Source organism: Microbacterium sediminis, assembly GCF_004564075.1.
Taxonomy (GTDB): domain Bacteria; phylum Actinomycetota; class Actinomycetes; order Actinomycetales; family Microbacteriaceae; genus Microbacterium; species Microbacterium sediminis.
In genome coordinates, this window is the sequence record NZ_CP038256.1 from 1,001,825 (window position 1) to 1,018,129 (window position 16,305).

The 16,305-nt window shown below is 72.8% G+C and carries 15 protein-coding genes; 10 read left to right on the top strand and 5 right to left on the bottom strand.

What is annotated here, in order from left to right; all coding sequences use genetic code 11:
• Nucleotides 1–20 precede the first annotated feature (20 nt).
• The gene (locus E3O41_RS04735) at nt 21–1,346 is read left to right on the top strand and encodes an FAD-binding oxidoreductase (RefSeq protein ID WP_067028111.1); all 1,326 of its coding nucleotides are present in this window, start codon (nt 21–23) and stop codon (nt 1,344–1,346) included.
• A gap of 36 nt (nt 1,347–1,382) precedes the next feature.
• Here E3O41_RS04735 and gndA read toward each other — a convergent pair whose 3' ends face one another.
• Both gndA and E3O41_RS14490 read right to left on the bottom strand, forming a co-directional pair.
• The gene (gndA, locus tag E3O41_RS04740; RefSeq protein ID WP_135012096.1) at nt 1,383–2,828 is read right to left on the bottom strand and encodes an NADP-dependent phosphogluconate dehydrogenase; all 1,446 of its coding nucleotides are present in this window, start codon (nt 2,826–2,828) and stop codon (nt 1,383–1,385) included.
• A 3-nt stretch (nt 2,829–2,831) separates the two neighbouring features.
• A complete protein-coding gene (locus tag E3O41_RS14490) occupies nt 2,832–2,957 on the bottom strand; it encodes a hypothetical protein (RefSeq protein ID WP_276204039.1) in 126 nt (41 codons plus the stop codon).
• A gap of 263 nt (nt 2,958–3,220) precedes the next feature.
• On the opposite strand from E3O41_RS14490, the gene E3O41_RS04745 reads away from it, so the two are divergent.
• The 4 genes from E3O41_RS04745 (at nt 3,221) to E3O41_RS04760 (ending at nt 9,439) form a co-directional block, all read left to right on the top strand.
• Complete coding sequence (locus E3O41_RS04745) at nt 3,221–3,823, top strand: 50S ribosomal protein L25/general stress protein Ctc (RefSeq protein WP_067028107.1); 603 nt, start codon at nt 3,221–3,223, stop codon at nt 3,821–3,823.
• Between the two features lie 72 nt (nt 3,824–3,895).
• On the top strand, nt 3,896–4,483 hold the full coding sequence (gene pth, locus E3O41_RS04750; protein WP_067028103.1) for an aminoacyl-tRNA hydrolase: 588 nt from the start codon (nt 3,896–3,898) through the stop codon (nt 4,481–4,483).
• Between the two features lie 41 nt (nt 4,484–4,524).
• The gene (gene mfd / locus E3O41_RS04755; protein WP_135012098.1) at nt 4,525–8,142 is read left to right on the top strand and encodes a transcription-repair coupling factor; all 3,618 of its coding nucleotides are present in this window, start codon (nt 4,525–4,527) and stop codon (nt 8,140–8,142) included.
• A gap of 79 nt (nt 8,143–8,221) precedes the next feature.
• Nucleotides 8,222–9,439 (top strand): Na+/H+ antiporter NhaA, encoded by a 1,218-nt coding sequence (locus E3O41_RS04760; RefSeq protein ID WP_067028100.1) that lies wholly within the window; start codon nt 8,222–8,224, stop codon nt 9,437–9,439.
• A 2-nt stretch (nt 9,440–9,441) separates the two neighbouring features.
• Here E3O41_RS04760 and E3O41_RS04765 read toward each other — a convergent pair whose 3' ends face one another.
• Complete coding sequence (locus E3O41_RS04765) at nt 9,442–10,074, bottom strand: nucleoside triphosphate pyrophosphohydrolase (RefSeq protein WP_173849917.1); 633 nt, start codon at nt 10,072–10,074, stop codon at nt 9,442–9,444.
• Between the two features lie 187 nt (nt 10,075–10,261).
• Here E3O41_RS04765 and hisS point away from each other — a divergent pair, with 187 nt between their 5' ends.
• Together hisS and E3O41_RS04775 are read left to right on the top strand one after the other, a co-directional pair.
• Nucleotides 10,262–11,518 carry a histidine--tRNA ligase gene (hisS, locus tag E3O41_RS04770; protein ID WP_218939262.1) on the top strand — a complete coding sequence of 419 codons (1,257 nt, stop codon included), beginning with the start codon at nt 10,262–10,264 and terminating at the stop codon, nt 11,516–11,518.
• Nucleotides 11,519–11,579: 61 nt separating this feature from the next.
• A complete protein-coding gene (locus E3O41_RS04775) occupies nt 11,580–11,972 on the top strand; it encodes a VOC family protein (RefSeq protein ID WP_067028096.1) in 393 nt (130 codons plus the stop codon).
• A 4-nt stretch (nt 11,973–11,976) separates the two neighbouring features.
• Here the strand turns inward: E3O41_RS04775 and E3O41_RS04780 are convergent, their stop codons facing one another.
• Together E3O41_RS04780 and chrA are read right to left on the bottom strand one after the other, a co-directional pair.
• Nucleotides 11,977–12,459: an NUDIX domain-containing protein gene (locus tag E3O41_RS04780; RefSeq protein WP_135012102.1), complete on the bottom strand. Its 483-nt coding sequence runs from the start codon at nt 12,457–12,459 to the stop codon at nt 11,977–11,979.
• A 152-nt stretch (nt 12,460–12,611) separates the two neighbouring features.
• Nucleotides 12,612–13,814 (bottom strand): chromate efflux transporter, encoded by a 1,203-nt coding sequence (chrA, locus tag E3O41_RS04785; RefSeq protein ID WP_067028092.1) that lies wholly within the window; start codon nt 13,812–13,814, stop codon nt 12,612–12,614.
• An 85-nt stretch (nt 13,815–13,899) separates the two neighbouring features.
• Here chrA and E3O41_RS04790 point away from each other — a divergent pair, with 85 nt between their 5' ends.
• From E3O41_RS04790 to E3O41_RS04800, 3 genes are read left to right on the top strand one after another with little or no spacing between them, the layout of a single operon-like run.
• Nucleotides 13,900–14,298, top strand: coding sequence for a GntR family transcriptional regulator (locus E3O41_RS04790; RefSeq protein ID WP_067028090.1), 399 nt, complete (start codon nt 13,900–13,902; stop codon nt 14,296–14,298).
• A complete protein-coding gene (locus E3O41_RS04795) occupies nt 14,295–15,332 on the top strand; it encodes a DUF1648 domain-containing protein (RefSeq protein WP_067028088.1) in 1,038 nt (345 codons plus the stop codon). The genes E3O41_RS04790 and E3O41_RS04795 overlap by 4 nt, the downstream gene beginning before the upstream one ends.
• Nucleotides 15,329–16,279, top strand: a complete 951-nt coding sequence (locus E3O41_RS04800; RefSeq protein WP_067028086.1) for a CPBP family intramembrane glutamic endopeptidase — start codon at nt 15,329–15,331, stop codon at nt 16,277–16,279. The genes E3O41_RS04795 and E3O41_RS04800 overlap by 4 nt, the downstream gene beginning before the upstream one ends.
• The last annotated feature ends 26 nt before the right edge of the window (nt 16,280–16,305 follow it).

Consider the following 16,305-nt stretch of genomic DNA (forward strand, 5'->3'; position numbering starts at 1 on the left):
TGCGCGCTAGCGTGCGTGCCATGACGACGACTCACGACGATCTGCGCGCCGGACTGACCGGCACCGTGGTCACCGCGTCCGATCCCGACTGGGACGACGCGCGGCTGTTCCACTCGGGCATCGGCGAGCCCGACCTCATCGTCCGCCCGGCCGACATCGACGACGTGCGCGCGGCGGTGACCTACGCCGCCCGCGCCGACCTGCCCGTCGTCGTGCGTGGCGGCGGGCACAGCGCCTGGGGCTCCGTTCCGGGCGGCATGACGATCGACCTCTCGGACCTGCGCGACATCGCCGTCGACGGCACGCGCGTGCGCGTCGGCGGCGGCGCCACGTGGGGCGCGGTGGCGGCGGCGATCGCCCCGCGCGGTCTCGGCATCAGCTCGGGCGACACCGCATCGGTGGGCGTGGGCGGGCTCACCCTCGGCGGCGGCATCGGATGGATGGTGCGGGCCTGGGGGCTCGCCGCCGATCAGCTCGTCGGCGTGCAGCTGGTCACGGCCGCCGGCGATGTCGTCGAGGCGACCGACGCCACCGAGCCCGAGCTCCTGTGGGCGCTGCGCGGCGGCGGCGGCAACTTCGGGGTCGTCACCCGATTCGACTTCGAGGCGCACCCGCTGCCGGCCCTCGTGTGGGTCGAGCTGGCGGTCGCCGGCGACGCCCGCCCCGCGCTGCGCGCGCTGCGTGACGTGCTGCGCGACGCCCCGCGCGAGCTCACCGCCACCTACATGGACGTGCCGGCCATGGATCCGAGCGCGCCTCCCGGCGCATCCATCACGGCATGCTGGCTGGGCGACGAGGCCGACGCCCGCCGGCTGCTGGCGCCGGTGCTGGCCGCCCCCGGCGTCACCGAGGTCGCGTTCGGGCCCGCCGCCTACCCGGAGATCCTGGCCGACATGCCGCCGGCCGACCCCGCGCGGCCGGCGCCCGGGTTCGTCGGCGGCAACACGCTGCTCGTCGAGCTGGACGACGACGTGATCGACCGGCTGGTGGCGTTCCGCGAGGCGCAGCCGGCGTCGGTGGTGTTCCTCCGGTCGCTCGGCGGCGCGTACGGCGACGTCGCCGCGGCGGCCACCGCGTTCCCCGCGCGCGGGGCGACGTGGTTCGCGATGGCCGGCGCCTTCGACGGGCCGCACCTCGACGGCGCCGAGCGGGCGCGCGTCGAGGCGGACTGGGCGGCGATCGCGCGGGAGGGTGCCGGCGTGTACGGCAACTTCCTCACCACGACCGATCCCGCGGTGGCGGCCACGCTGTATCCCGCCGACACGATGGCGCGGCTGAGCCGGGTCAAGCGCGCCTGGGACCCCGGCAACGTGTTCCGCCGCAACCACAACGTCCGGCCCGCCTGAGCGGACCGGACGTCGGGGGAGCGGGCGGGGCGCCCGTCAGTGCGTGTCTTCCGCCTCGATCTCGGTGCGGTCGCCCGACCACAGCGTGTGGAAGGTGCCCGGCTTGTCGATGCGCTTGTACGTGTGGGCGCCGAAGAAGTCGCGCTGCCCCTGCACGAGAGCGGCCGGCAGGCGGTCGGCCCGGATGCCGTCGAAGTACGCGAGCGACGACGAGAACGCCGGCGAGGGGATCCCCGCCTGGGCGGCCGCCACGACGACGCGGCGCCAGGCCGCCTGGGCGCGCTCGAACACCTCGACGAAGTACGGCGCCGTCATGAGCACCGGCAGGTCGGGCGTGGCGGCATAGGCGTCGCTGATGCGGTTGAGGAACTGCGCGCGGATGATGCAGCCCGCGCGCCAGATCTTCGCGATCGCGCCGAGGTCGATGTTCCAGCCGTACTCGGCCGCGCCCGCGCGGATCTCGTCGAAGCCCTGCGAGTACGCCACGATCTTCGATGCGAACAGCGCCAGGCGCACGTCCTCGATGAACGCGTCGACGTCGTCGACCTGGAAGGCCTCCTGCGGGCCGGGAAGCTCGGCGGCGACGGCGCGCTGCTCGGGGTGCGACGACAGCGAGCGGGCGAACGTGGCCTCGGCGATGCCCGAGACGGGCACGCCGAGCGAGAGGGCGGTCTGCACCGTCCACGCGCCCGTGCCCTTGGCGCCGGCCTGGTCGAGGATCACGTCGACGAGCGGCTTGCCCGTCTCCCCGTCGACCTGGCGGAGCACCTCGGCGGTGATCTCGATGAGGTACGACTCCAGCTCGCCGGTGTTCCACTCGGCGAAGACGTCGGCGATCTCGGCCGGCGACTTGCCGGTGCCGCGGCGGATGAGGTCGTACGCCTCGGCGATCAGCTGCATGTCGGCGTACTCGATGCCGTTGTGCACCATCTTCACGAAGTGCCCGGCGCCGTCGTGGCCCACGTGCGTGACGCACGGCTCGCCCTCGGCGACGGCGGCGATCGACTTCAGGATCGGCCCGAGCGTGACCCATGACTCGTCGGAGCCGCCCGGCATGATCGAGGGCCCGTGCAGCGCGCCCTCCTCGCCGCCCGAGATCCCGGCGCCGACGAAATTGATCCCCGTCTCGCGCACGGCCTTCTCGCGGCGGATCGTGTCGGTGAACAGCGCGTTGCCGCCGTCGACGATGATGTCGCCCGGCTCGAACACGTTCACGAGCTCGTTGATGACGGCGTCGGTGCCGGTGCCGGCCTTGACCATGATGATCGCGGTGCGCGGCTTGGTCAGCGCCGCCGCGAACTCCGTGTAGTCGTAGGTCGGGATGAAGCCGGCCTCGGGGTGCTCGGCGATGAGGGTGTCGGTCTTCTCACGGCTCCGGTTGTACACCGCGACGGTGTTGCCCTCGCGGCTGGCGAGGTTGCGCGCCAGGTTGGACCCCATCACGGCGAGGCCCACGACTCCGATGTTGGCGGTGGCGGCCATGGCTCAGTCCTTGCGGTAGCCGGCGCGGCCGAGCGAGAAGAACGCTCCGACGATGGTGACGGCGGCGATGGCGGACACTCCGCCGATCACCCAGGCAACGACATGCGACAGCGCGGCGGCGTCGAGCATTCGGCAACTCCTTCTGGGGACGGATCGCTCCGAACGGAGCGCGCTCCCAGGCTATCGCCCGACGAGGCCGATTCGGCGTGCGCCCGACACGTCGGGTAGCATAGGGGAGACCTCGGCGAGGGATCTTCGTGCGTGCGCGCGGCGAATCCGTAATCGACGCGGTGATGCGGGCCCGGTGGCTCTCCTCACGCGTTGCGTTCGAGTCGAGAAAACACAGACCACCACGGCGAACACGCATCGCCGTGTGCACGAGGAGAACATCAATGTCCGAGAACTTCACCCTGAACGCGGACGTCCGCACCGAGTTCGGCAAGGGCTTCGCCCGCCGTCTGCGCGCGGCCGGCAAGATCCCCGCCGTCATCTACGGCCACGGCGGCGAGCCCGTCCACGTCGCCCTCCCGGGCCACGAGACCGCGCTGATCGTGCGCCACGCCAACGCGCTCATCGAGCTGTCGATCGAGGGCAAGCAGGAGCTCGTGCTCGTCAAGGACGTGCAGAAGGACCCGGTGCGCCAGGTCATCGAGCACATCGACCTGATCGTCGTGAAGCAGGGCGAGAAGATCACCGTCGACGTGCCGATCGTCGTCACGGGCGAGTCGTTCCCCGGCACCATCCACACGCTCGAGACCACGTCGCTGTCGGTCGAGGTCGAGGCGACCCACATCCCCGAGCACTTCGAGGTCTCGGTCGAGGGCCTCGAGGACGGCGCGCACATCACGGCCGGCGACGTCACCCTGCCGCAGGGCGCCTCGCTCGTCACCGACGCCGAGACGCTCGTCGTCGCCATCTCGACCCCGCGCGGCGAGGTCGAGGCCGAGGGCGAGGAGTCGGCCGACGAGACCGCGGCCGCGGAGTCGGCCGAGTAAGTCGGAACAGCTTTTCCGGAAGGGGGTGCGGCATCACGTCGCACCCCCTTCCGCCGTCGTAGGAGCGAACCCATGGCCGAGACGTGGCTGGTGGTCGGACTCGGCAACCCCGGGCCGAAGTATGAGCTGACGCGACACAACGTCGGCCAGATGGTCATCGACGAGCTCGCCGATCGGATGAGCGCGTCGTTCACGCAGCAGAAGCAGGCGGGCGCGCGCGTCGCCGAGGGGCGGCTGCGCATGGGTGGCGCGAAGATCATCGCGGCCAAGCCGAACTCGTACATGAACGTCTCGGGCGGCCCCGTCTCGTCGCTCGCGCGGTTCTTCAAGATCGAGCCGGACCACGTCATCGTCGTCCACGATGAGCTCGACATCCCGTTCGACACGATCAAGCTCAAGATCGGCGGCGGGCACGGCGGCCACAACGGGGTGCGCGACGTGGCCAAGGCGCTCGGCACGCCGGAGTTCACCCGCGTGCGCGTGGGCATCGGTCGCCCGCCCGGGCGCCAGGACCCCGCCGACTGGGTGCTCGATCCTTTCGGGGCCACCGAGCGCAAGACGCTGCCGATCCTCATCGCCGACGCCGCCGACGCCGTGCAGCTGATCATCGAGGACGGCCTCACCGCGGCCCAGCAGAAGGCCCACGCCCCCAAGGCGTGATGTCCAGCCGGGGCCGAGGCGCGCCCGCCTAGACTGATCCGGTGACTGTTCACGGGATTCCGCGCGCCCTCGACCGCTCCGAATCCTTCCGGGACGCCCTCGCGAACTCCGGTGTCGACGCCGACTTCTCGCTCGTCGACGGGCTCGACGCCCCCGCGCTGGCGGCCCTGCTCGACCGCCGCAGCGCCGCCGGCCGGCCCGGGGCGCTGCTGGTGATCGCCCCCACGGGCCGCCGCGCGGACGCGCTCGGTGCCAGCCTGCAGTCGCTCGTGCCCGGGGCGACCGTGCTGAGCTTCCCCGCCTGGGAGACCCTGCCGCACGAGCGGCTCAGCCCGAGCGCCGAGACCGTCGGCCGTCGGCTCGAGACGCTGCGCACCCTGGCGGCCTGGGACGGGACCGCGCCGATCGTCGTGACGGCGTCGGTCCGATCCGCCGTGCAGCCGCTCGCCGCCGGCCTCGCCGACGTCGAGCCCGTCGTTCTCGCCCCGGGCTCGCGCGGCCGCGAGCTCGACGAGATCGTCGAGGCGCTCGTGGAGCGCGCCTACACCCGCGTCGACATGGTCTCGCGCCGCGGCGAGTTCGCCGTGCGCGGCGGCATCCTCGACGTCTTCCCGCCCGTGGCGGAACACCCCTACCGCGTGGAGTTCTTCGGCGACGAGGTCGATGCGATCCGGGCGTTCTCGGTCGCCGACCAGCGATCGCTGCCGGGCGAGGTGGCGCGGGTGGAGCTCGTCCCCAGCCGCGAGCTGCTGCTGACCGCGCAAGTGCGCGAGCGGGCACGCTCGCTGCAGGGGCGGTTCCCCGGGATCGCCCAGATGCTCGAGAAGATGGCCGAGGGCATCCCCTCCGAGGGCATGGAATCGCTCACGCCCGTCGTCGCCGGCCCCCTCGTGTCGCTGGCCAGCTACCTGCCCTCGGGCGCCGCCGTCGCGCTCGTCGATCCCGAGCGCGCCATCACGCGCGCGCTCTCGCTCGCCGAGACCAACCGGGAGTTCCTCGAGGCCGCTTGGAACGCGGCGACGAGCGGCGCGAGCGCGCCGGTGGACCTGGAGACGGGCGACTTCCTCACGATCGGACGGCTGCGCGATGACGTGCGATCCGGCGGTGGCGTGTGGTGGACGCTGAGCCCCTTCGACTCGGGCGCCGCCGACATGGCCGACGAGTTCGCCGAGGCCGAGCTCGACGTCGAGACCGACGCGACGGTGCGGGTGCGCGGGTCGGTCGTGCCCTCGTTCCAGGGCAACGTCGACGGGGCCACGGAGCACATCGCCGACCGCGTCCGCGCCGGCTGGGCCGTCGTCGTGGTCGCGGAGGGCGCGGGCCTCGTGGAGCGGGCGCGCGACGTGCTGAGCGAGCGGGGACTGGCCGCCCGCATCGTCGACACCCTCGACGACGCGCCAGAGGGCGGCGTCGTCACGCTCGTGCGGGGCGCGATCGAGCAGGGCTTCGAGTCGGAGGAGGCGCGCCTCGCGGTCCTCAGCGAGAACGAGTTCTACGGCCGCACGATCGGCGGCACGAACCGCGGCCCCAAGAAGCTCGCGAGCCGGCGTCGCAACGTCGTCGACCCGCTGCAGCTGAAGCCGGGCGACTTCGTCGTCCACTCCACGCACGGCATCGGCCGGTTCGTGGAGATGACCAAGCGCCAGGTCTCCAGCGGCGGCCGCAACGCCGTCAAGACCGAGCGCGACTACCTCGTGCTCGAGTACGCGCCGTCCAAGCGCGGCTACCCGGGCGACAAGCTCTACGTGCCGACCGACCAGCTCGACCTGCTGTCGAAGTACGTCGGCGGCGAGAGCCCGCAGCTGTCCAAGATGGGCGGCAGCGACTGGTCGCAGGCCAAGAGCAGGGCCCGCAAGGCCGTGCGCGACATCGCCGTCGAGCTCGTGAAGCTCTACTCGGCGCGCATGGCGGCCAAGGGGCACGCGTTCGGGCCCGACACGCCCTGGCAGCGCGAGCTCGAGGAGGCGTTCCCCTTCGCCGAGACGCCCGACCAGCTGCAGACCATCGACGAGATCAAGCGCGACATGGAGCGCCCGATCCCGATGGACCGCCTGCTGTCGGGCGACGTGGGCTTCGGCAAGACCGAGGTCGCCGTGCGCGCGGCGTTCAAGGCGATCCAGGACGGCAAGCAGGTCGCGATGCTCGTGCCGACCACGCTGCTCGTCAAGCAGCACCTCGAGACGTTCACCGAGCGCTTCGCCGGCTTCCCCGTGAAGGTCAAGCCGCTCAGCCGGTTCCAGACCGACAAGGAGGCGCGCGAGACGATCCAGGGCCTCCTCGACGGATCGGTCGACATGGTGATCGGCACGCATCGCATCCTCACCGAGGGCGTGACGTTCAAGGATCTGGGCCTGCTCATCGTCGACGAGGAGCAGCGCTTCGGCGTCGAGCACAAGGACGCCCTGAAGAAGCTCAAGACCAACGTCGACATCCTCGCGATGAGCGCGACGCCCATCCCGCGCACCCTCGAGATGGCCGTGACGGGCATCCGCGAGATGTCGACGCTGGCCACGCCGCCGGAGGATCGCCACCCGATCCTGTCGTACGTCGGCCCCCGCAACGACAAGCAGCTGGCCGCGGCCATCCGCCGCGAGCTGCTGCGCGAGGGTCAGGTGTTCTACGTGCACAACCGCGTGCAGTCGATCAACTCCGTCGCGGCCCACCTCGCCGAGCTCGTGCCCGAGGCGCGGATCGCGGTGGCGCACGGCAAGATGGGCGAGCACCAGCTGGAGCAGGTCGTCGACGACTTCTGGGAGCGCAAGTTCGACGTGCTCGTGTGCACGACGATCATCGAGACCGGCATCGACATCACCAACGCCAACACGATCATCATCGACCGGGCCGACAAGTACGGCCTCGCCCAGCTGCACCAGCTGCGCGGGCGCGTGGGTCGCGGCCGCGAGCGCGCCTACGCGTACTTCGTGTACGACGAGAACAAGCCGCTCAGCGAGACCGCCGCCGACCGCCTGCAGACGATCGCGGTGCACAACGACCTCGGCTCGGGCATCCAGGTGGCCATGAAGGACCTCGAGCTGCGCGGTGCGGGAAACCTCCTCGGCGCCGAGCAGGCCGGCCACATCGCGGGCGTCGGCTTCGACCTGTACCTGCGCATGATCGGCGAGGCCGTGGCGACGTTCCGCGGGGAGGAGACCGACGGCCCCGTCGAGCTGCGCCTCGAGCTGCCGGTGGACGCGCGCATCCCCGAGTCCTACATCGACAGCGAGCGCCTGCGCCTGGAGGCGTATCAGAAGCTCTCGGCGGCGGCCGCCGTGTCGTCGCCGGACGACGCGATCGACCTCGTCGTCGAGGAACTGACCGACCGGTACGGCGAGCCACCGGCCGAGGTGCAGGGGCTCGTGCGGGTGGCGCGCCTGCGTCGCCGCGCTGCGAAGGCCGGGCTGGCCGATGTGGTGGCGATGGGCAAGAACCTGCGCATCGCGCCGGCGAAGCTGCCCGACTCGATGAAGGTGCGCGTGCAGCGGCTGTACCCGGGAGCCAAGATCCTCGCCGGGGGAGAGGCCATGGTCGTGCCGCTGTCCACGCGGATCGAGCCGGGCGACGACGCGGCGCTCATCGACTGGGTCGCGCAGCTGCTCGACGCCATCTTCCCGGTGCCCGAGAAGGCCGAGCCGGCGGGAGCGGCGGCGTCCGACGGGTAGGCTGGGTTCCTGGTGTGCCGGGAAGTCTGGTCGGCGTCGCGCGTGATCCGCGCGCGAGAGTCGACCCCGAAAGGACCCGATGAAGCTCCTGCGCTCTGAGCGTTTCCCCGCCTTCCTCCTGCTCGGCGCCGCCGTGCTCGGCCTGCTCGTGGCCAACCTGCCGTTCGGCGGGGCCGTGATCGAGGCCAGCCACGCGCACCTGGCCATCCCCGGCACCGGCCTCGATCTGTCGATCGCGCACTGGGTGAGCGACTTCCTGCTCGCGATCTTCTTCTTCGGCGCGGCGATCGAGCTCGTGTACGAGATCACGAGCGGGCAGCTGAACAGCGTCAAGCGCGCCCTCACGCCCGCGATCGCCGCGGCCGGCGGCGTGATCGTGCCGATCGCGATCTACTTGCTCATCGCCGGGCACGACCCCGCCACGGCGGGCGGCTGGCCGGTGCCGACCGCCACCGACATCGCCTTCGCGCTCGGGGTGCTCGCGATGTTCGGCAAGGGACTGCCGTCGAAGGTGCGCGTGTTCCTGCTCGCGCTCGCGATCATCGACGACATCGTCGGGATCATCTTCATCGCGGTGCTCTTCGCGCACGACCTCGACCTCGGCAGCCTCGCGATCGCGCTGGTGCTCGTCATCGCCTTCGCGGTGGTGAGCCGGTACCTGAACCCCCGCAACCGCGCCGTGCTCGTGCCGATCATGATCGTGCTCGGGCTGGGCGCCTGGGCCTTCACGTACCTGGGCGGCATCCACGCCACGATCGCCGGTGTGCTCCTCGGCGTCGCGATCCGCCAGAACACCGGCATGCACGCCCGTCACGTGCTCGAGCCCTGGATCAACGGGCTCATCCTGCCGGTGTTCGCGTTCTTCGCGGCGCTCGTGATGATCCCGCAGGTGTCGGTGTCGGAGCTCTCTCCCGCGCTGTGGGGCATCCTCGTCGCGCTGCCGGTGGGCAAGATCATCGGCATCTCGGCCGCCGGCTGGCTCGCCGTGCGCCTGAACCGGACCAAGGGCGAGGAGCCCGCCATCCACTTCGCCGACATCGTCGCCGCGGGTGCCCTGGGCGGCATCGGCTTCACGGTGTCGCTCCTCATGGCGAACCTCGCGTTCGCGGACGACCCCGCGATCAAGGACCAGGCGATCCTCGGCGTGCTCGGCGGATCGCTCATCGCGCTCGCGCTGTCGGCCGTGCTCGTGTCGTGGCGCGCCGCGCACCACCGTCGGCTGCAGCGCGAGGGCACCGAGCCCGCCGAGCCTGAGGTGCACCACGCGCCCGACGAGATCCACGGGCAGCTGGAGTAGGCCTACTCCGCGGCGCGGATCTCGTCGGCGAGCTCGCGGACGCGGCCGCGCAGCGCGCGCTCGGCGTCCCAGCCGCGGGCGCGGGCGAGCGCGACGAGGCCGAGCAGGGTGTCGCCGAGCTCCTCCTCGCTCGCCGGCAGCGCCTGCATGCCGTCGGCCTGCTCGATCGCCTCGGCCGCCGCGATCTCCCCGAGCAGCTCGCGGCCGACGCCCACCTGCTCGCCCTTGCCCAGCAGCTTCTGCGCGAGAGCGAGCGACGGCATCCCGGCCGCGACGCCGTCGAGCACCGACGTGCGCTCGCGCTTCTCGGCCGCCTTGGCCGCGTTCCACAGCTCCAGCACGCGCTCGGGCGTCTCGGCCGTCTCGTCGCCGAAGACGTGGGGGTGGCGGCGGATCATCTTGTCGTTGAGCCCGCGGGCGACGTCGTCGATGTCGAACGGATCGTCGGCACGCGAGGCGAGCTCGGCGTGGAACAGCACCTGCCACAGCAGATCGCCGAGCTCCTCGCGCATCTCCGCGCGATCGCCGCGCTCGACCGCATCGACCAGCTCCGCCGACTCCTCGATGAGGTACGGGATCAGCTCCTCGTGGGTCATCTGCTGCGTCCACACGCAGCGATCCCGCACCTGCCGCATGGTGTCGGCCGTCCGCTTCAGCTCGTCCCCGAATCCGCTCACCTGCCCATCCTGCCGCGTAAGTCCGCAAGTCTCTGTCGAATCCGGTCCGCGGAACGCGCGGATCTGACACAGACTTGCGGATTTCCGGGCGATCCCGACCTGAGAGAATGGACGGGCTATGGCTTCCGTGAATGCGCCGCGCGGCATGCGCGACTTCCTCCCCGCCGATAAGGCCCGCCGCGAGCGGGTGCTCTCCGTGATCCGCGAGCGCTACCGCGCCCATGGCTTCGACGAGATCGAGACCCCGGTCGTGGAGGAGTACGCGCGCCTGCACGCCGGGATCGGCGGCGACAACGAGAAGCTCGCCTTCAACATCCTCCGCCGCGGCCTGGACGCGGAGGCGATCCGCGCCGCCGCCGAGGACCCCGCCGCGCTCACCGACCTGGGCCTGCGCTACGACCTCACCGTGCCGCTGGCCCGCTTCTACGCCACGCACCGCGCGGAGCTGCCCACGGTCTTCCGCTCGATCCAGATCGCGCCCGTGTGGCGCGCCGAGCGCCCGCAGAAGGGCCGCTACCGCCAGTTCGTGCAGTGCGACATCGACATCATCGGCGACGAGACCGCGCGCGCCGAGGCCGAGCTGATCGTCGCCTCGCTCGACACGCTCGCGGCGCTCGAGCTCGAGGGCGCGAGCGTCCGGATCAACGACCGCCGCGCGCTCGACGCGATGCTCGACGCGTTCGGCTTCGCGGTCGACGAGCGCCCCGGCGTGCTCATCACGATCGACAAGCTCGACAAGATCGGTCCCGCCGGCGTCGCCGCCGAGCTGCGCGAGCGCGGCGCCACGGCGGCCGCGGTCGACGCGTTCGAGGCGTTCCTCACCCGGCCGCAGACGCGGGAGTACCTGCCGTTCGGCGAGGCACAGATCCGCAAGGCCCTGCCGGAGGGCGTCGGCGCCGAGGTCATCGCGCACCTCGTGGGCATCGGCGAGGCCGTCGCGGCCGCCCGCGCCGAGATCGACCCGCCGCTCGTGTTCGACCCGTTCCTCGTGCGCGGCATGGGGTACTACACCGGCACGATCTTCGAGCTCGCGCACCCCTCGGTGAGCTATTCGCTCGGCGGCGGTGGGCGCTACGACGGCATGATCGGCCGGTTCCTCGGCCAGGACGTGCCGGCGGTCGGGTTCTCGATCGGCTTCGAGCGGATCGTCGATCTCGTCGCGCTCGCCGACGCCGGCGCCGCGCCGGCGGTCGTGCTCGTGCACGATCGCGACGTGCCGGTCGCGGAGCTCGTGGCCCTCAAGGCCGCGCTCGTGGCCGAGGGATCGCGCGTGCGCCTGGAGCGGCGCACCAAGAACCTCAAGGCGCTGCTGGCCCGGGCCGAGGCGGACGGCTACACGGCGTTCGCGTCGGTCGCGGCCGGCGCCACGCGCGAGGCGCTCGAGCTCAAGCCGCTCGGCTGAGCCCGCGGCCTTGCCCCGCACGGGCGGCGGCCGCCAGACTCGCGGTGACGAAGGGGGCGCGATGGCGCAATCGCTGTACCTGTGGTTCCCGGGCAACGCCGCGGAGGCGCTCGCGTTCTATCGCGACACCTTCGGCGGGGAGCTCGAGCTGCACACCTACGCCGAATTCGGCCGGGCCGACGGTCCGCCGGATGCGGTGGCGCACGGGACGCTGTCGGGGCCGGTGAGCCTGTACGGGTGCGACGCCGGCGGCGACGAGGACGCGGTCGTGATGACCGGGATCAGCGTCGCCCTGCTCGGCGCCGCCAACGCCGAGACGTCGCGCCGGTGGTTCGCCGCCCTGAGCGAGGGTGGTCGCGTCATCGACCCGCTGCAGCGGCGACCCTGGGGCGCGCACGACGGCCAGGTGCGCGATCGCTACGGGGTGCGCTGGCTCGTCGGCTTCGAGGACTGAGCGCTCAGAACCCGATCGGCGTCACCGGCGCGAGGGTCCGACCCCGCAGCCGCTCGAGCACGAGGCGCTCGTGCGGGACGACGGGATCGGGGAGGGCGTCCAGCGCGAACCAGCGCAGGTCGGAGGCCTTGTCCTCCTGCAGCACCGGGTCGCCCGTCCACCTCGAACAGGCGAAGAAGAAGTCGACGCGTTCGTCGATCGCCGCGCCCTCGCCTGTGCGATGCTCGATCGTGAGGAACTCCAGATCCTCCGGCGCGACCGCGACGCCCAGCTCCTCGGCGGCCTCGCGCGCGGCCGCGGCCAGCACCGACTCGCCCTGCTCGACGTGCCCGGCCGCCCCGGCCGCCCAGTGCGCGTCGTAGTACCCGGTGCCGGCGCGCAGCTGCAGCAGCACCTCGTCCCCGCGGCGCAGGAACACGTAGGCGGCGGGGATCACGGTGAAGCGGCCGTGCTGGGCGGCATAGGCCTCGGTGTAGCGCTCGGTCATGCCTCCATCCTCGCGCCCAGGCCGCCCCGCGCCTGCGATTGCGCGCAGACCTGCGTTGCCGCGCACCACGGGGCGCGTGGGGTGCGCCGAATCGCAGATCTGCGCCGGAACGCCGGCCACGCACACGAGCCGGGCCCCGGCCCCGGCCCCGGTCAGATCCCGGCGAGCTCGAGCACGACGCCGGCCGCGGCGCCCACGAGCACCACGGCCCACGGCGGCAGCTTCCAGGCCACGAGCAGCACGAAGCAGCCGAGCGCGACCGTGAAGCTGCCGGCCCCGGTGATCGCGGTGGTGAAGACGGGATCGTAGAGGGCGGCGGCGAGGATGCCGACGACGGCGGCGTTCGCGCCGTTCATGAGGCCCTGGCCGTTCGTGCTCGCCCGCAGCGCGCCCCAGAACGGCAGGGCGGCGATGAGCAGCAGGAAGCCCGGCAGGAAGATCGCGACCAGGGCGATCACCGCGCCGAGAAGGCCGCCCGCGCCGTTGCCGCTGGCGGCACCGAGGAACGCGGCGAAGGTGAACAGGGGGCCGGGCATCGCCTGCGCGGCGCCGTAGCCCGCGAGGAACTCGGGCGCCGTGACCCAGCCCGTCGCGACCACCTCGGCCTCGAGCAGCGGCAGCACCACGTGCCCGCCGCCGAAGACGAGCGCGCCGGCGCGGTAGAAGGCGTCGGCCAGGGCCGCCGCCGGGGCGCTCGTGGCCACGGCCACGAGGGGGAGCGCGATGAGCAGGGCGACGAACGCCGCCAGCGAGGCGATCCCCGCCGCGCGCGAGACGGGCACGCGCAGCGCCGCCGGCGCCGACGCCGAGCGGGGCCGGCACAGCAGCAGCCCGACGACGGCGCCGAGCGCGATCGCGATGAGCTGCCCGGAGGCGCTCGCCGCCAGCAGCGCGATGCCGGCCGCGCCGGCGGCGATCGCGGCGCGGGTGGGATCGGGTGCGAGCGTGCGCGCCATGCCCCACACGGCCTGCGCGACGATCGCGACGGCGACGATCTTCAGCCCCTCGAGGATGCCGGCGCCGACGGGACCCTCGAACAGTGCGGCGCCGAACGCGAACGCGACCATGAGCACCGCGGAGGGCAGGGTGAAGGCCAGGAACGCCGCGAGCGCGCCGAGCGGACCGGCCCGCAGCAGCCCGATCGCGAAGCCGACCTGGCTCGATGCCGGCCCGGGCAGGAACTGGCACAGCGCCACGAGATCGGCGTACGCCCGATCGTCGAGCCACCGGCGCCGATCCACGAACTCGGTGCGGAAGAAGCCCAGGTGTGCGACCGGCCCGCCGAACGAGGTCACCCCGAGCGTGAGGAAGGCCCGCGCCACCTCCCACGCGGATCCGCGCGCCGTCGTGTTCACGCGGGGAGTGTACCGGGGCGAGATGGCGGGCACGGATTGACGCCATTGTTCTATTGCAAATAGAATAAGTGCGAAGGGGGGCGAGATGCTGCTGAGGATCGATCCGACGCGAGACGAGCCGGTGTACGCGCAGCTCGCGGCGTCGATCCGCGCCGACATCGCCGCCGGCCGCGTCGGTGCGGGGGAGCGGCTGCCCTCGGCCAAGGACGTTGCGCGCGCCCTGACCGTCAACCTGCACACGGTGCTGCACGCGTATCAGGTGCTGCGCGACGAGGGCCTCATCTCGATGCGGCCCGGGCGCGGCGCCGTCGTGGCCGAGCGCGGCGCGGCCGTCGCCGCGCTGCTGCCCCAGATCGCGCGCCTGGCCGCACGGGCCGACGAGCTCGGCATCGACCGCGACACGCTCGCCTCGCTCGTGCGCGACGCGAGCGCCGACGACCGAGACGCGAGCACCGACGACACGGAGAGGGGAGAGGGCACATGACCACGCTCACGAGGGAGGCCGCCCGACGGCGCTACGCGACGATCGCGCTCGCGATCCCGCTCGCCGTCCTGGCGCTGCTGCTGGCGGCGCAGGCGGCACTGCTGCCGCTGCTGCCCGATCCCGTGGCCTCGCACTGGGGGCTCGCGGGGGAGCCCGACGGCTTCAGCGCCCCGTGGACCCTGCCGCTGGTCACCGCGGGCGCGGGCATCGTCGTCACTCTGCTCATCGGCCTCGCGCCGTACCTGGCGGACGTGCCGCCGGCGCGCGGCGGCGCCATGAGCTACCGGCTGCTGGCCGCGCTCGTCTGGGCGGAGACCGGATTCATCGGCACCCTGATGATCGCCACCTTCGTACCGCAGATCGGGCTGGACGACGCCCGCGACGCGCGGCTGCCGGGCTGGTGGGCGCTGATCGGCGTCGCGATCGCCGCCGTCCTGGCGCTGCTCGCGTGGCGCCTCGTCGTGGAGCCGCCCCGGGCGGGCGAGGACCCCGAGCAGCCCGCGCCGATCGCGCTGCGCGCGAGCGAGCAGGCGGTGTGGCTGCGCACCGCGTCGATGAGCGGGGCGGGCATCGCGCTCGCCGCGACGGCGGCCGTCGTGACCGTGGGCGCCGCGGCGCTCGCCGCGCACGCCGATCTGCGCGTGGACGGGGCGATCGGCGGCGGGACGCTCCTGATCATCGCCGTCGCGCTCCTGCTGATCGCGGTGCTGGCCGCCGGCACGGCGTTCCGCGTGCGGGTGGACGGCGACGGGCTCGACGTCCGCGCGCGGATCGGATGGCCGCGCGTCCGCATCCCGCGCGATCGGATCCGCTCGGCCGCCGTCGTCGACGTCAATCCGATGGGCGAGTACGGCGGATGGGGCTGGCGCTACAGCGTGAACTCCGGGTGGGGTGTCGTCCTGCGCGCCGGGGAGGCCCTGCGCGTCGTCCGCACGGACGGGAAGGCGTTCACGATCACCGTCGACGACGCCGAGACGGGCGTCGCCCTGCTCAACGGCCTGATCGCCCGCGACGCGAAGGAGACGGGCCGATGACCACGCCCGGTCCCACCCCGCAGGCGCGCGTGCCGTGGAATGCCGTGTCGCTGTTCACCGCGATCGTGCTGCTGCTCGGCTGGCTCGTGGTGCTGCCGCTGTGGGTCGGCGCGGGAGCGGCATCTCCGCTGGCGCCGCTGCTCGCGTCGGCCATGATGTGGACGCCGGCGGTGGCCACGCTCATCGTCGTCGCGGCGATGAAGATCCCGCGCCGCGACGTCTGGCGCTTCCTCGGCGTCTGGCCGCTGCGGCCGTGGCGCCGGACGGTCGGCTTCGCGATCGGCGCGCTGCTGGGTCCCATCGCCATCACGCTGCTCGTCGTCGCGGTGTCGGCCTGGTTCGGGCTGGTCGAGCTCGACCTCGTGCACTTCTCTGGCTTCGCCGCGCAGCTCGCCGCGAGCGGCGTGGACCCCGCCGGCCTGCCGCTCGGGACGATCGTGCTCACCCAGCTGCTCACGGTGCCGATCGCGGCCGTCGTCCCCAACGCGCTGCTGGCCCTCGGCGAGGAGATCGGCTGGCGCGGCTGGCTGCTCACCGCGCTGCGGCCGTGGGGCACGTGGCCCGCGCTCGTGCTGACGGGCGTCATCTGGGGCCTCTGGCACGCGCCGCTCATCCTGCTCGGGCACAACTTCGGCCGCACCGACGTCACGGGCGTGCTGCTCATGATCGGCGGCTGCGTCGCGTGGGGCGTGCTGCTGGGCTGGACCCGGCTGCGCACCGGATCGGTCTGGCCGGCCGTGTTCGCCCACGGCGCGCTGAACGCGGTTGGCGGCATCGTGCTGGTGCTCGCCGAGGCCGGGCAGCCGATCGATCTCGCCGTGGTCGGTCCGCTCGGGCTCGTCGCCTGGGCCGTGATCGCCGTGATCGTGGCCGTGATGACCGCGGCGGGAGCGTTCCGCGACGCGGGCACCGACGCGCAGCTGGGGGAGCGACCCGCGGGGGCTTGACCCGCGCCGCCCGACCCGGCTGGGAT